Raw genomic sequence first — 14,627 nt, 5'->3', positions numbered from 1 at the left:
CTAGATCACGCCGTGTAGCGGCGGCGGTCGGTTGTGCAGAAGAGCCCGCCCGATGTGCTGGTACTTCCAGCGAACGGGGTCGTGCAGCGTGTGGGTGCGCGCGTTGCGCCAGAAGTGGTCGAGTCGATGTTCGGCCGCGGCGCTGCGGGTACCGCCCACTTCGAATATCGCCGCGGATACCTCGTTCGCAGCGCGGTCGGCGAGAATCTTGGCCGTCGCGACCGCGATCGACGCGTGCGCACCGTCGCCGTCCGGACGTGCTTGCGTCGACTGCGCGGCCTCATCCGCCACCGGGTTCTTGCCTGCCGCGTCCGCCCCCGGCCGGATCGCCGCGTCCACGGCCGCTCCCGCGACGATCAGCGTCGCTTCGGCTGCCGCCACCGCGACGGCCAGTTCCCCGAAACGCTGCACGACGAGCGGATCGTCCGCCGCGCGCGCGACCTCGGCCTCGAACCACGGCCTACTGCGGGTGCGCACGAACTCCGCCGCCGCCGCCAGCGCACCGCGCGCGATACCCGCGTCGATGGCGGCGTGCAGGAGCTGCGCGAAAGCGCCGTACCCGGTCGGCGCGTTGACCGCGGACGCCCGCGAGACCAGCTGCTCCCGCCCGACCTCCACCGCGTCGAACTCGACCGTCCCGCTACCGGTTGTGCGCTGCCCCAGCGCGTCCCAGTCATCGACGATCCGCACGCCCGGTTCGAGCGCGGGTACGAAAGCCACGTACTCGCCGGGCGACACGCCCGAAATATCTTGGGGGTCATCGAGTCTGGCCAACACCGCGAGCACATCGGCGAACAGCGACCCGGTGCAATAGAACTTCGTCCCCTCCACCACAAACCGCTGGGCCCCGACAGCGCCGACCGGCCGCAGCACCGTCGCGATCTCCGCGACTGTCGCCCCACTGCGCTCGGACTGCGCGTTGGCGATCCGCGCACCCGTGAGCACCTTGCCGAAGTAGTCCCGCTGCTGTGTCCGAGTTCCGGCCAGCCGCAACAGGTTCAGATACACGAAGTGGCTGTGCGGTACCTGCGCGATGTTCGGGTCGGCCGCGGCCAGGATCCGCACCACGTCGGCGACCACGCTCGGCGGCAGGTCAGCCCCGCCGAATTCGGCCGGAACCGTGATCGCGAGCAACCCACTGGCCGAGAGCTGATCGAGCTCTTCGTGCGGCAGCCGACGCGAATGGTCACGCTCAGCGGCACCGGCGGCGAACGCCTCCGCCAGCTCGGTCGCGATCCGCACCGCCTGGTCCGCCGTGGTGATCCGCTCGGCGGTCACCACCGTCATCAGCGTCCCGCCGCGACCGGTGTCGCGGCGGCCTCCAATTCACGCACCAGCGGCAGCACCTTGGCGCCGAAGTACTCGACCTCTTCCTGGAAGTGCAGGAAGCCGGCCAGGATCAGGTCGACGCCGAGCGCCCGGTAGGCCACGATCCGCTCGGCGATCTGTTCGGGCGTGCCGATCAGCCCGGTTCGGAAGCCGTCGTTGTATTGGACCAGGTCCTCGAAGGTGGAGTCGGCCCACATGCCCTTGCGGTCACCGGTGGACGCACCCGCCTGCTGCACCGCGTCGCGGAACCCTTGCACCGCAGGCTTGTTCGCCTTCTCGACGATCTCGCGCAGGGTGTCGCGCGCTTCCTTCTCGGTATCGCGGGCGATGATGAACCCGTTGAGCCCGAACTTCACCTCGCGCTCGTTCTCCCTCGCCACCGCGCGCAGATCGTCCAATTGCTCTGTGACGCCGTCGAAGTCCTTGCCGTTGGAGAAATACCAGTCGGCATGGCGCCCACCGTTGCGCCGGGCGGCTGTCGAGTTACCACCCTGGAACAGTTCGGGATTGGGGCGCTCGGGGGTGTTGAGCGGTTTCGGCTTCAAGGTGAAGTCGCGGATCCGGTAGAAGTCGCCGCCGAAGTTCACCGCGTCCTCGGTCCAGATCTTGCGGATCACCTCGAGGAACTCGGCGCTGCGCCGGTACCGCTCGTCGTGTTCGAGCCACGGCTCACCGAGCGCGGTGAACTCGCCGGCGAACCACCCCGACACCACGTTGATCGCGAACCGGCCGCCGGACAGATGGTCGGCCGTGGCGCCGAACTTGGCCAGCACCGCCGGATGCCACAGCCCGGGATGGATGGCGGCGATCACCTTGAGCCGCTCGGTGGCGGCGAGCAGCGCGAGGCTGAACGAGGTCGACTCGTGCTGGAACTCGGCGCCGTAGGAGGCGGTGTAGCGCACCTGGGTGAGCGCGTAGTCGAAGCCGTTGCGTTCCGCGGTCTGGGCGAGCTTCTTGTTGTAGTCGAAGTCCCAGCTCGTGCGTTGCTCGATATCGCTGGTCACGAGCCCGCCACTGACGTTGGGTACCCAGTAGGCGAACGAGACCTGGTCGGCGATTGTCTCCGTGGTCACGGGCGGTTCCTCCTCGTCGTCGGCTGTTCCAGTGCAACACCGGCGGCCGAACCCGACGAGGGTTTGAATCGACGCGATCGATAGGGGCCGGCGATCAGCTCCCCACGCGCACGCAGTCCGCCGCGATCTTCGACTGCGCCGCGCTCACCTTGGACGCGTCGCCCTCACTGAGCAGCTTGGCCGGATCATCGGACTTGGCGTTGGACACCATCACCCGTAGCCCGGCCTGCGACATCCCCGAGTCGAGGAACACCTGCGCGGCGCAGTCGGCCAGCACGGGATTGCCCAATCCCTTGTCCTGCAACGACCTCGACAGCTCGGCCTGAGTAACCGGTGCCTCGTCGTCGCTGCCGCAGGCCGCGAGCACGGGCAGCGCGAGCAGCGCCGCGGCCATCAGACAGATCCGCATTCGGTGAGTCCTCTCGATCCTCGCGCGCCGAACGACGCGTGATGCGGTTCGGATCATGCCGCACCTGAGGTCCGCGTGGCCACCCCCTCCAACTGACTCACGAGTAAGATGGCGAGATGGGAGACCACATCACCGTCCGCTTCGACGACAACCGCGCCTATGTCGAGTTGAACAGGCCCGGCAAACACAATGGGCTGACCCTGGAAATGCTCCGCGATCTTGTCGACGCGGCCCGAAAAGTGGCCGATTATAGGACAATCCGCGCCGTCATCCTGACCGGGAAGGGACCGAGTTTCAGTAGCGGGCTCGATATTTCCGCCGCGAGTAGCAATCCATTGGCTATCGTCCGAGAATTCCTTCCACGCCCCCTGCGCGGCACCAATACCTTCCAGGAAGCCTGCTGGGCTTGGCGCCGCCTCGACGTCCCGGTGATCGCCGCGATCCACGGGCGCTGCTTCGGCGGCGGCCTCCAGATCGCACTGGCCGCCGACTTCCGGATCGCCACCCCCACAACCGAATTCTCGGTCATGGAAGCCGCCCACGGACTCGTGCCCGATATGACCGGACCGGCCACGTTGTCACAGCTCATCGGTATCGACCAGGCCAAGCTGCTGGCCATGACCGCCGACCCGATCGACACCGACTACGCGCTGCGCATCGGCCTGATCACCGATATCGCCGACGACCCGGCGCGGGCCGCCGAAGCCCTCGCCGACCGAATCACCGCCCGCGATCGCACCGCCGTGGCCGCCGCGAAGCACCTGTTCGACCACTCCTGGAACCGAGGGTCGCGCGCCACCTTCGCCGCCGAGCGGATGGCCCAACTGCCATTGTTGCTGCGTAAAGCCATGGCCAGTAGCGACTGACAAGCAATCCACCGGGAATTCATGGCGACTACCAAAGTTATGTGCCACATATCACTGTTAGCGGCTGTTAGCATCGCATCAATTCGCTGACCAGTCGATAAGTGGTACGTGACGGCAAGCCTGGAACGTGCCCCGATTTCGGCCCGAAACCGGAGGCTCGAACACCTGTGAACAAGACCGGATCCATACTGATGTCCGCACTCGCAGGAACGACGGCCTTGCTCGTGAGCGCAGCGACTCCCGCGGTCGCGAACCCCAACGCCATCAACCCGATTCCCGTTCTCAACGGCACCAACGGCCTGCCCGTCCTGCACGGGCGCACCCAGGCGGTGTTCCAGGTCACCGGCATGGCCAGCCCCAACAGCACCCAGAACTACAACGTCCTCGGGACCGACCTCGGCATCATGTGGGACAACGGGCGCGGCGAGATGCTCACCGCCTTCGGCGACACCGCGGGGATCGGCTTCCCCAATCTGCTCGCGGGCAGCACCTGGGCGTGGCGCTCCAATATCCTGGTCCGCACCCACGACCAGAACCCGGCCGACGGGATCATGTTCGACAACGCGGTGCGCGATGTCATCGGTCAGGCGCGCGACCTGATCCCCAGCCCCAAGATCCCCTTCCTGGAGATCAGCCGCATCCCCACCGCGGGCATCTCGATCAACGGCGTGCAGTACATGTCGCTGATGTCGGTGCGGACCTGGGACGCGCCCGGCGAGTGGACCACCAGCTTCTCCGGCCTTGCCGCGTCGGCCGACAACGGCGAGACCTGGGCCGATCTCGGTCACACCCGCCGACCCAACGAAGGCGGCAACGCCAACTTCCAGATGAACAGTTTCGTGAAGGACGGCGGCTTCCTCTACGAGTACGGCACCCGCGCCGGCCGCGACAACGAGGCGTTCATCGCGCGTGTTCCCGAGGCCGAGATCGAGAACCTCGCGGCCTACGAGTACTGGGACGGCGGCGAGTGGAAGCTCAACGACGTGAACGCGGCGGCCCCCATCATGGGCGGCGTCGGCGAGCTCTCGGTGATGTACAACGAGTACCTCGGCCAGTTCGTCTCCCTCACCACCGACCCGTTCAACTCCGTGGTGATGCGCCGCGCGTCGTCCCCTGTCGGCCCGTGGAGCGGCCCGGAGGTCCTGATCGACGCCCGCGAACTCCCCACCGCCTACGCCCCGTCGATCTTCCCGTACCAAACCGGTCGCGACCTCTACTTCATGACCACCATCCACACCCAGTACAACGTCGTGTTGATGCGCACCACGCTGTAAGCGGGGACCTTCCCGCCGAGTACGGCGTGGGGACCAGGGCGCCGGTCCTACACTCGACTCATGGACGCGGCGGATTGGGACGCGCGGTACGCGCGCAGTGAATTGGTGTGGGGCGCACCGCCGAACAGCACGGTTGTCGAGCACGTCTACGGGCTGGACCGCAAGATCACCTTGGTTCCCGATGAGTCAGGGGTGACGCCGCCGCTTCCCCGCGCTCTCGATCTGGCCTGTGGCGAGGGTCGTCACGCACTCTGGCTGGCCACCCATGGCTGGCAGGTGACGGCTGTCGACTTCTCCCAGGTGGGGATCGACAAGGGCAGAACGGTCGCGGCTCGACTGTCGCGGTCGGTCCGCTCCCGGGTGCACTGGCAGACAGCCGACATCACCGCGCTCGAGGCGGCCGACGTGACCGGCCCGTTCGAGCTGATCCTCATGGTCTTCGTCCATCTCCCCGCCGACGAACGCCGCGCCCTGCTGCACCACCTGTCCGGCATGCTCGCCCCCGGCGGCGTGCTGCTGATCCTCGGTCACGCCGCCCGCAATATCGTCGATGGTTACGGCGGCCCGCAGGAACCCGAGATCCTCTTCTCGCCCGAGGACCTCCGCGCCGACCTGGCCCGCGACGATGTCACCGTCACCCTCGCCCACGAGGTGTTCCGCCCCACCGAAGGCCCGGACGCCATAGATTCCCTGCTCATCGCGCAGCGCCCGAGCGTCGAGTCCGTCGACTGATCACCGCGCCCAGCGGGCGAACCAGGGCGTCACGGTCGCCTCGATCACGTCGAATCCGGTGCGGAACGAGTGCGCCTGCTTGGGGATCACGCGCACTTCGGCGGCGTCGGCGGCATCGGGCACCCCGAACGGGTCACTTCCCCCGTTGATCACCACCACCTCGATGTCGCCCGGCGCCAGCAGTTCATCGCGCCTGCTCTTGTCGGGCTTACCCGGCGGATGCAGCGGGAACGACAGCGCGATCACCCCCCGCGCCCCGACCTCCACGGCCGTCCGGCACGCCACCCGCGCCCCGTTGCTGCGACCCCCCTGAACAACCGGCACCCCGGGAAACCGCGCCCGCAAGGCCGCGATGACCTCGAGCCAGGCCTCGTCCTGCTTCTCCGCGTTCCCCGGCGCCCGCCGCCCGGCAACCCGATATGGCTGCACCACCCGGGCCACCGATCCACCCCCCGCTACCGCCGAGTCACGCACGGCCAGAATGTCTTTCGCATCGACTCCGCCACCGGCTCCGTGGGTGATCACCAGCAGGAATGCCGGATCAGCCACCTCGTCGAGCTCGATCTCGGCCGGTCCCACAGTCGTCTCGATGCGCACACCTCACGGTAGCCCCGTGGTCGCGGCGAGCAACGTCTCCGCAGCCGTGCGTGTTTTTCACATCACATTGCCGCCTACCCCTTTGCCGAGAGCATTACCCACCGGTAATATGATGAATAAGTTACCCGCGAGTAGCATGCGGAAAACCGGCGACGGGCGGGAACGGCACACCACCGACCGCACCAGAACTCAATGGAGAGTGAGTACTCACATGGGCCACTACAAGGCAAACGTTCGCGACCTCGAGTTCAACCTCTTCGAGGTCCTCGGCATCGACAAGGTCCTCGACGCAGGCGCCTTCGGCGACCTGGACACCGACACCGTCAAGGAAATGCTCACCGAGGTCCGCCGCCTGGCCGAGGGTCCGCTGGCCGAGTCGTTCGCCGACGCCGACCGCAACCCGCCGGTGTTCGACCCGAACACCCACACCGTCACCCTGCCCGAGTCGTTCAAGAAGTCCTACAAGGCGCTCGAAGACGGCGAGTGGGCCAAGGTCGGCATCCGCGAGGAGCTGGGCGGCCTCAACGCTCCCTCCGCCGTCGCGTGGGCCCTGTCGGAGATGGTGCTCGGCGCCAACCCGCCCGTCCAGATGTACGCCGCCGGCGCCCCCTTCAGCCAGGTGCTCTACAACAACGGCACCGATGAGCAGAAGAAGTGGGCCCAGGTCATGGCCGACCGCAACTGGGGCTGCACCATGGTGCTCACCGAGCCCGACGCCGGTTCCGACGTAGGCGCGGGCCGCGCCAAGGCGGTCAAGCAGGAAGACGGCTCCTGGCACATCGAGGGTGTCAAGCGCTTCATCACCTCCGCTGACGCCGACGACCTGTTCGAGAACATCGTCCACCTGGTGCTCGCCCGCCCCGAGGGCGCGGGCCCCGGCACCAAGGGTCTGTCGCTGTTCTACGTCCCGAAGACCCACTTCGACTTCGAGACCGAGACCCTCGGCGACCGCAACGGTGTGTTCGTCACCAACGTCGAGCACAAGATGGGCATCAAGGCCTCGGCCACCTGTGAGGTCACCTTCGGCGGCCACGGCGTGCCCGCCAAGGGCTGGCTGGTCGGCGAGGTGCACAACGGCATCGCGCAGATGTTCGACGTCATCGAGAACGCGCGCATGATGGTCGGCACCAAGGCCATCGCGACCCTGTCGACCGGTTACCTCAACGCGCTGGAGTACGCCAAGACCCGCGTCCAGGGTGCCGACCTGACCCAGATGACCGACAAGGCCGCGCCCCGCGTGACCATCACCCACCACCCGGACGTCCGTCGTTCGCTGGCCACCCAGAAGGCGTACGCCGAGGGCCTGCGCGCGGTCTACCTCTACACCGCCGCGCACCAGAACCCGGAAATCGCCGAGGTCGTCTCGGGTGCCGACTCCGACGTCGCGTTCCGCGTGAACGACCTGCTGCTCCCGATCGTCAAGGGTGTCGGCTCCGAGCGCGCCTACCAGTACCTGACCGATTCGCTGCAGACCTTCGGAGGCTCGGGCTTCCTGCAGGACTACCCGATCGAGCAGTACATCCGCGACGCGAAGATCGACTCCCTCTACGAGGGCACCACCGCCATCCAGGCGCAGGACTTCTTCTTCCGCAAGATCGCGCGTGACCGCGGTGTGGCCTTGGCCCACGTGGCGGGCCAGATCCAGAAGTTCCTGGAGTCCGACTCCGCCAACGAGCGCCTCAAGGGCGAGCGCAAGCTGCTCGCCACCGCGCTCGAGGATGTGCAGACCATGGCCGCCACCCTGACCGGTCACCTGATGGGTGCCCAGGAGCAGCCGACCGAGCTGTACAAGGTCGGCCTCGGTTCGGTGCGCTTCCTGATGGCCGTCGGCGACCTGTTCATCGGCTGGATGCTGCTGAACCAGGCCGAGATCGCGCTGACCGCGCTGGACAACGGTGCCACCGGCGCCGACGTCGCCTTCTACACCGGCAAGGTCGCCTCCGCGCAGTTCTTCGCCCGCAACGTCCTGCCCGAGCTGACCGCCACCCGCGCGATCCTGGCCAACCTGGACAACGACATCATGGACCTGGACGAAGCCGCCTTCTGAGGTTTCACCACCTGATCCACGCAAAAACGGGCCGGAGCATTCAGCTCCGGCCCGTTTTGTCTTCCACGCGGGAAGGCGTCTCGCGATCCTAGGCGGAGCCGCTGGTGAGCGCCGTGAGCGTCTGGAGGAAGTAGAGCAGGCCATCCATGAAAAATCTCCTTCGAAGTGGGTCGGCCATTACTAACACAGACTGGTTACGAACAGGGATCCACTGCTTGAAGGCTTGGTTTTCGGGTTCCGGCCACGCCGCGCGAGTACCCTGGAATTACCGTCGGTCGGGGTGAGGCTCGGGGGGTTGAGATGGCTGAAAGCACCGCGCTCAGTGTGTATTTGCGCGAACGGCGGCTGGCCGCGGGGCTCGCGCGAGCCGAGCTCGCCACCCGGACACAGCTCGCGCCACTTCTGATCAGCCAGATCGAATCCGGGGCCCTCGTCCCGAATCCCGCGATGTTGCAACGCCTTTTCGACAGCCTCGACGTGCCGCTGTGGTATCGCAAGCACATCCTGGTCCGCGGCCTGCCCGCCGTCGAGCCCGGCTCCGCCCCCAGCACCCCGTCGGCCGAAGACCTCGCCGACCTGTCCAGTCTCACCCACCCCGCCTGCCTCGCCCGCTTCCCCACCATGGACATGCTCGCGGCGAACTCCGACTACCAGCGCCTGTTCCCCGGCCTCGGCGCCGGCGTGAACATGCTCGAGTGGATGTTCCTCAACCCCGCGGCGAAAAAGGTCTACCTCGACTGGACCACCGAAGCCCAACTCCTGGTCCACGCCTTCCGCATGCTCTCCCCTCTCGCCCCCACCCCCCGGGTCACCGCCATCACCGACTCGTGCGGCCAGTCCCCCGACTGGGATCCCATCTGGACCAGCGAGGTCCGCCCCCAAGACATCGCCCGCCGCCACCTCCGCCTCCGCGAACGCAGCACCGGCCTGGAACGCCGCATGATGCTGCGCATCTACGACCCAGCCTTCCCCAACCGGCCATGGTGGCTATACCGCCTGATCCCGGTGCGATGAAGCGCGGTAAAGATATCTGATAAACATCAGATATAGGTGTAGCCTGGGTTTATGAGCACTACCGCGACCTTTACCGAGCTACTCCGTCACCCGAAAGAGGTAGTGGAGAAAGCCGGTGACGGCATCGTCCGGATCACCCGCCGCGACGCGGAGGACCTGATCCTCATGCGGGCGGGCCATCTCGACCGCCAAGACGCGGGCATCGCCCTGGCCAGTCGGCTGATGCGCGCAGCAGTTCGTCGACAGGGCGATATCACCGAGGCAGTAACAGATACGTTCGCCTGGGTCGACGCGCTGAGCCCGACCGGACGAGCCGAGTTCGTCGCCGAGGTATCCGAGTTGATCTGGAGCGCAGCGGAATTGGGCGAGTACACCCGCCTGCTCGAATGCGTTCAGAGCTGGCAGGGCACCGCCGAGGCATACGCCGCCGGCCTTTCCCGAGCCGACGACGGGGACCTGACCTGGATCGACGACGACAGTCCTGTCGTCGATCGGCCGTAGGGGGCGGCTTGTCCAAGGACCGTGCTGTCCCGCGCCCGCTGAAATAGTCAGCACCGTGACCATCGGCGGCAAAACGTTCGAACGATGGCAGTACAAGATCACCGACGGTGGCCGCATTTGGTATGCGGTCGAGCGTGACTCATCGGGCGGCGGGACCGTGTACCTGGTGGTCGTCACGCTCGGCCACCCGAACGAGACGGACAGCGGCAAGAACTATCGGTGACCTGGTCAGGCCGCCGATCCGCTCGCCAACAGCCGCATGAGCGATGTCAGCACCCAGAGCGTCGTGGTCGCCGATCCCGTCGGCCATTCCTCGGCAATACCTGTACCCATGCGAAGCCCCTTGTTACTCAGATCATGACCAACGTTCCGACCGAAATCATAGTGAGTCACCCGATACGAAAACGTCGACGGTACTCATTGGGGGTCCGGCGACCGCCGACATCGACCTTAGAAACGACAAAACGGCCCGCACCCCTGTTCAGGGGCGCGGGCCGAGCACTGGGGTTTCCAGTGCGTGCCAGTTCCGTCGAGAAACTGTCCAGAAGCCGTTCTGTCAGAGCCGGTTCGGCGGGTAGCCGCTACCGGACTGGACACTCAGTGCCGAGTGTGGGCCGATGTGCATCGCGCGTGGTTCTCGAAACATCTACCACCGCAGTGTCAGCCGATTCGTAGAAAGGTGACAGCACCACCGGTAATCGTGGCGTACCACAGGGACGAACTCACGGTGTGCGTCAATTCGATGGTCACCACTTCGCCCGCGGCGATCGGCGCCGTCGTGTTCACCACCAATGTGCCGCTCATCCCCGAAATGGCGGCGCTCGTCGCGACGACTGTGGTGCCGACCAGCAACCTGGCCTGGAAAGTACCGACCATTCCAGCGCCTGAGAACACGACATTGGCAATCAACGGCGCAGCTGCTGCACCACCCTGCGCCTGTAGCCCATTGCCGGAAACCACAGAGCCCGGATAACCGACGGTGTCAGCGGTCCATCCGCCGACCACGGTCCACACGTTGGGTGCACCCGTCACCACGTTGCCGTTCTTCGTCATCGCAGACGGACTGAACGAGTCCCCGCCAACAAAGATATGGGGCATCAGTTGCTCACCTCCGCCGTTTCCACCGGGACCTCGTCGTCCGTCGGCGGCTCAGGTTGCGGCTCGACCACGGGCTCGGGCTCGGGCTCGGGCTCGGGCTCGGGCTCGGGCTCGGGCTCGACGATCGCACCGGGGTAACCGGACTCCGCGCTCTTCCAGTAGGGCGTACCGTCGGGACTTTCCGGTTCCGGACGAGTTTCGAGTGCCTCCCACTTCATCACGGATCCTCCGAGGAACATGGTCGCCATCAGACGGTCACCCCTGCCAGACTCGTTTGCAGACCACGCCCCGCCGGACTGTCGACAGTAGTGATCTGCACCGTGATCCGATCACCGGCAGCGAAGGTCCACGCGCCGGTCAGACTGGTGTCGAGTGCGTGATTGGCCGCACCGATAGTCGCCGAGGTCCCCGCGACAACCACACCGTTCTTGCGCAGTTCGACGACCAGATTGCCGGTACCCGCCGTCTCGCCACGGTAGGTCACCTTCGACACCGTCAGCGCCCGCTCGATCCGAATCCCCTCCGGCACAATTGTTCCCGCACCGACAGCCCGGATACCCCCGTGTGACTTGATGGCGATGTCATACGCCTGTCCGGCCGAGGTAGGAGTACGCGCATTCGTCAACCGCGGGTCCGAGTCGGCCACGGCATGGATCGCGCTGCGAACGGCCGCGTCATCCGCGGCGGTGAGCAGGGCGCTGCCCAGCGGACTCGTTCCGGTCAGCTGACCGATCGGATGGGTGTGTGGCGTCGGTGTTCGAGGGTTCGTCAGCCGCGGGTCATCGCCGGCGACCGCGGTCGTGGCGGTATCACCGATAGCCGGCGCAAACGTGACGGGCTTACCCGAGATCCCACTCCACAGCGTGGTACCCGCCGGCCCGCGCACGACAATGCCTTGGCCGTTCGGTGTCCAACCACCGACTGTCCGATAGATGTACAGCAGCCCATCGGATTTGACGATGTACTGGCTACCGTCCGGCGGCGTGGCAGGCAGTTGCGGATAGGTTTCAGCCTGTCCGTCGATCTGGATGCCGTGACCCGCCGGTCCGATGACGACGGCGTTGCCCGACGAAGCGGGCACGGGAGCCACGAGAGTCAGGTCGACCAGGCCCGTAGACCCAGTATCGGGGCTTTCCGGGTTCGGTCCGGAGACATATTTGGGAACCTGGAAACTGAACGGTTCCAATGGAATTCGCTCGCCGTCGTAGGACAGATCGAACGAAACGCGCCAAGTCCATTCGGACGGATTGGTCGCGGGCCCTGGTGCGACCAGGCGCACTCCGCGCTTTCCGCGCCAGGTCAGATAGCCGAACTCGTCGAGTTGGCACTCATAGTGCTGCGGAAGCTGGACATAGGTCGCCGGCGCCGGCTGCGCGTTGCGAACGAGGATCTTCGGCGCGTCGGCGATGAAGGTGATGGTGCCGCTCATGGGCGGGAACTCGGGCAAATCGCCGAGGTCGGGGCCGTCGATAACGTTAGCGAGAAATCGCCCGACGACCTTGCCGTACTCGAGCGGAGGCAGATCAGCCATGGCTCAATACCTTTCGAGATAGTGTGCGAGGGTGCGCCGCATCAGACGGGCAGCGCACGAACCTGGAGGTGGGAGAAGTTGCCGTAGACCGAGTACGTGCCGCTGCCCGCGGCGCGAGTCGCGACCACGTAGAGGGTGGCGGTTTGATTGGCAGGCACGATTCCGGTCTGAGCTCCCGGCTCGACCGGGAAGTCGAATCCTGGAGAAATCAGCACGTGCCCTGATCGCGTTTCCCAGTGACCCCAGCCCCGGGCGACCACTTCGCCGTCCGGCGCACCGATACGAACCGTCGCATCGCACCGGGTCGGCGCCGCGGAGGAAAGCCCGACCGCACCCTCGACCCAGGGCCGCCACGGGGTCGGCTGCGCCGGAATCGTGATGGCTGCCAGTACCTTCGAGTCTTCCTTGAGATTCTGCGCGCTGAGGAACTGGTTGTTGCCGATCGTCCATGGGCCGCGCAGGCGAGGCGAGGGAATCGGCCGGAACTTCGCGGTGGCGCTGTCGAATCCGAGCACATAGCCCTGGCCGAGCGGATTCTCTTCGGTGACCAGGACGTCGGAAGCATCGGCGATTCGTCCCGCGGTGCCAGGGGCGCCCGGCGCACCCTGCTCACCACGGGGAAAAGTGATCTCCAACTGCTGGTTCGGTGCCGTCCCGAGAATTCGGGCCGAGGCAGCCGATCCGACCGCGCCCGCCAGTCCGACACCGGTGAGCACGTTCACCGGGCCCCGGCGCCCCGGCTGCCGAAAAGCATCGTCGAAGGCGATGAACTCGGTGCCGGTCCAGTAGTAGATCGCGTTCTCCGACACCACACGCCAGGCCTTGCGCGCATCGGCAGTGGTCAGCCCCAGTGCTGACAGCGCGGCGACATCGGCGATGTCCCCCTGCCAGGCCCAAGGCCACGCCGCGGCGCCTTCTGTGCCCGCGACACCGGCCGGACCTTCGCGCAGTTCGATCAGGACTTCCCGGTCGACGATCTCGACCGGATTCACGGTATAGGGCAGACCGACCGAGTCGGCCACTCCACGCATGGTGATCGTGACACCCTGGTCGAAGACGGTTGTCGCCTCGTCGTCGTTCACAGCACCCCCACGGGTCGGGCCGTGCACACGATTTCCGCGCCGGCCATCTGATACTCGAAATTCGCCGAACCGGCGCGATGCAGGACCACGACGAGCGTCGTCGCCTGACCTGCTGGAATGACACCCACTGTGCTCGCCGGGGTGATGTTGCGCGCGCCGAAGTGCGGCTGAAACCGCGCTCTCGTCTGCAGGCCGGTGGTGTACCCGGTGCCGAGCGCGACGGTCTGCCCCGTCGCCGAGCCGATATGAACGGCGGCGTCGACGCGGGTGCCGAATTCGCTGGCAGTTCCGTGCGGGCGGACAACCACACCACCGGTGATCATCGGAAGCCACGCGGTGTCTTGCGCGGGGACCTGCAGCGTTGCGATCACCATCGTCGTGGCCGTGACCGTGAACTGTGACGGCGCGAACCCGGGGCCACCGTCCCACGCTCGATCCTCGCGAATGGTCCATGGCCCCCGCAGGCCTGGATAGGGTCGTCCCGACCATTTGTTCGTTGTCGCGTTCCAGACGGGCACCGCCTTGTCGGAGTGCGAACCGTCGGCGTAGTCCGCGGCCTGACGAATGGGACCCGGGGGGCCGACCGGCCCCTCGAGCCCTTTGACGCCGCGGGGCACGACGATATCCAGTACGAGGTTCGGCGCGGTGCCGCTGACTGTCACCTGGAGGTCGGAGTTCGCGGTGCCGGTGGTGACGCTTCCGATCGTGACCGAACAAGACTCACCATCGGACCCCAGTGCGCCGAAGGCATCGGTGAAGGTGTCCATGCCGGTGCCGTTCCAGTACGCGAGTGCGCCGGATGAAACGACACGCCAGGCTTTGCCTGCGTGGGCGCTGCCCAATTTCGCGGTGAGGGCGCTCAAGGCGGCATGGTCGGCGATATCGCCTTCCCAGCGAAACGGACGCGCGGGCTCACCTTCGGGACCCTGCGGTCCGGTCGCGCCGGTCGTCAGTTCCAGGCTGCCGTCACGTGGTGTGCCGTGCAGAGCCTGCACGAGTCCGGGCGTACCGAGTCCCTCGTCCAATCCCCGGATCAGTGTTGCGTCGAAATAGTTTCCTACCGAGTTCATTTCA

16 protein-coding genes are annotated in these 14,627 nt (G+C 66.4%); 7 read left to right on the top strand and 9 right to left on the bottom strand.

What is annotated here, in order from left to right; genetic code table 11:
* From NA12_RS23515 to NA12_RS23505, 3 genes are all read right to left on the bottom strand, one after another.
* Positions 1 to 1,287: an SfnB family sulfur acquisition oxidoreductase gene (locus NA12_RS23515; RefSeq protein ID WP_067455303.1), complete on the bottom strand. Its 1,287-nt coding sequence runs from the start codon at positions 1,285 to 1,287 to the stop codon at positions 1 to 3.
* Entirely contained in the window at positions 1,287 to 2,402 is a 1,116-nt protein-coding gene (sfnG, locus tag NA12_RS23510; protein WP_067455300.1) for a dimethylsulfone monooxygenase SfnG, read from the bottom strand. The genes NA12_RS23515 and sfnG overlap by 1 nt, the downstream gene beginning before the upstream one ends.
* 94 nt (positions 2,403 to 2,496) lie before the next feature.
* Positions 2,497 to 2,811 carry a hypothetical protein gene (locus tag NA12_RS23505; protein ID WP_067455297.1) on the bottom strand — a complete coding sequence of 105 codons (315 nt, stop codon included), beginning with the start codon at positions 2,809 to 2,811 and terminating at the stop codon, positions 2,497 to 2,499.
* A 116-nt stretch (positions 2,812 to 2,927) separates the two neighbouring features.
* Here NA12_RS23505 and NA12_RS23500 point away from each other — a divergent pair, with 116 nt between their 5' ends.
* The 3 genes from NA12_RS23500 to NA12_RS23490 all read left to right on the top strand — a co-directional run bounded on the left by NA12_RS23500 (position 2,928) and on the right by NA12_RS23490 (position 5,683).
* A complete protein-coding gene (locus NA12_RS23500; RefSeq protein ID WP_067455294.1) occupies positions 2,928 to 3,677 on the top strand; it encodes a crotonase/enoyl-CoA hydratase family protein in 750 nt (249 codons plus the stop codon).
* 167 nt (positions 3,678 to 3,844) lie between these two features.
* Complete coding sequence (locus NA12_RS23495) at positions 3,845 to 4,951, top strand: glycoside hydrolase family 183 protein (RefSeq protein ID WP_067455291.1); 1,107 nt, start codon at positions 3,845 to 3,847, stop codon at positions 4,949 to 4,951.
* 60 nt (positions 4,952 to 5,011) lie between these two features.
* On the top strand, positions 5,012 to 5,683 hold the full coding sequence (locus NA12_RS23490) for a class I SAM-dependent methyltransferase (protein WP_067455288.1): 672 nt from the start codon (positions 5,012 to 5,014) through the stop codon (positions 5,681 to 5,683).
* Here NA12_RS23490 and NA12_RS23485 read toward each other — a convergent pair whose 3' ends face one another.
* A complete protein-coding gene (locus NA12_RS23485; RefSeq protein ID WP_067455285.1) occupies positions 5,684 to 6,280 on the bottom strand; it encodes an alpha/beta hydrolase family protein in 597 nt (198 codons plus the stop codon).
* Positions 6,281 to 6,491: 211 nt separating this feature from the next.
* Here NA12_RS23485 and NA12_RS23480 point away from each other — a divergent pair, with 211 nt between their 5' ends.
* The 4 genes from NA12_RS23480 (at position 6,492) to NA12_RS33835 (ending at position 10,065) form a co-directional block, all read left to right on the top strand.
* The gene (locus NA12_RS23480; protein ID WP_067455282.1) at positions 6,492 to 8,327 is read left to right on the top strand and encodes an acyl-CoA dehydrogenase; all 1,836 of its coding nucleotides are present in this window, start codon (positions 6,492 to 6,494) and stop codon (positions 8,325 to 8,327) included.
* A gap of 300 nt (positions 8,328 to 8,627) precedes the next feature.
* Entirely contained in the window at positions 8,628 to 9,341 is a 714-nt protein-coding gene (locus NA12_RS23475; RefSeq protein WP_067455279.1) for a helix-turn-helix domain-containing protein, read from the top strand.
* Between the two features lie 51 nt (positions 9,342 to 9,392).
* Complete coding sequence (locus NA12_RS23470) at positions 9,393 to 9,842, top strand: hypothetical protein (RefSeq protein WP_132369712.1); 450 nt, start codon at positions 9,393 to 9,395, stop codon at positions 9,840 to 9,842.
* 55 nt (positions 9,843 to 9,897) lie between these two features.
* On the top strand, positions 9,898 to 10,065 hold the full coding sequence (locus NA12_RS33835) for a hypothetical protein (RefSeq protein WP_157106410.1): 168 nt from the start codon (positions 9,898 to 9,900) through the stop codon (positions 10,063 to 10,065).
* Positions 10,066 to 10,502: 437 nt separating this feature from the next.
* On the opposite strand, the gene NA12_RS23465 is transcribed toward NA12_RS33835, so the two are convergent.
* From NA12_RS23465 to NA12_RS23445, 5 genes are read right to left on the bottom strand one after another with little or no spacing between them, the layout of a single operon-like run.
* The gene (locus tag NA12_RS23465; RefSeq protein WP_067455273.1) at positions 10,503 to 10,895 is read right to left on the bottom strand and encodes a hypothetical protein; all 393 of its coding nucleotides are present in this window, start codon (positions 10,893 to 10,895) and stop codon (positions 10,503 to 10,505) included.
* A gap of 44 nt (positions 10,896 to 10,939) precedes the next feature.
* Positions 10,940 to 11,158, bottom strand: a complete 219-nt coding sequence (locus tag NA12_RS34375) for a hypothetical protein (protein ID WP_157106409.1) — start codon at positions 11,156 to 11,158, stop codon at positions 10,940 to 10,942.
* Between the two features lie 29 nt (positions 11,159 to 11,187).
* On the bottom strand, positions 11,188 to 12,471 hold the full coding sequence (locus tag NA12_RS23455) for a hypothetical protein (RefSeq protein WP_067455267.1): 1,284 nt from the start codon (positions 12,469 to 12,471) through the stop codon (positions 11,188 to 11,190).
* Between the two features lie 41 nt (positions 12,472 to 12,512).
* Positions 12,513 to 13,553 carry a hypothetical protein gene (locus NA12_RS23450; RefSeq protein WP_132369713.1) on the bottom strand — a complete coding sequence of 347 codons (1,041 nt, stop codon included), beginning with the start codon at positions 13,551 to 13,553 and terminating at the stop codon, positions 12,513 to 12,515.
* Complete coding sequence (locus tag NA12_RS23445) at positions 13,550 to 14,623, bottom strand: hypothetical protein (RefSeq protein ID WP_067455261.1); 1,074 nt, start codon at positions 14,621 to 14,623, stop codon at positions 13,550 to 13,552. The genes NA12_RS23450 and NA12_RS23445 overlap by 4 nt, the downstream gene beginning before the upstream one ends.
* Between the last annotated feature and the right edge of the window lie 4 nt (positions 14,624 to 14,627).

Origin of the sequence: Nocardia alba NBRC 108234, assembly GCF_001612665.1 — a bacterium.
Lineage (GTDB): Bacteria > Actinomycetota > Actinomycetes > Mycobacteriales > Mycobacteriaceae > Nocardia > Nocardia alba.
The sequence above is the reverse complement of the archived record's forward strand: the minus strand, read 5'-3'. Positions and strand labels throughout refer to the sequence as shown.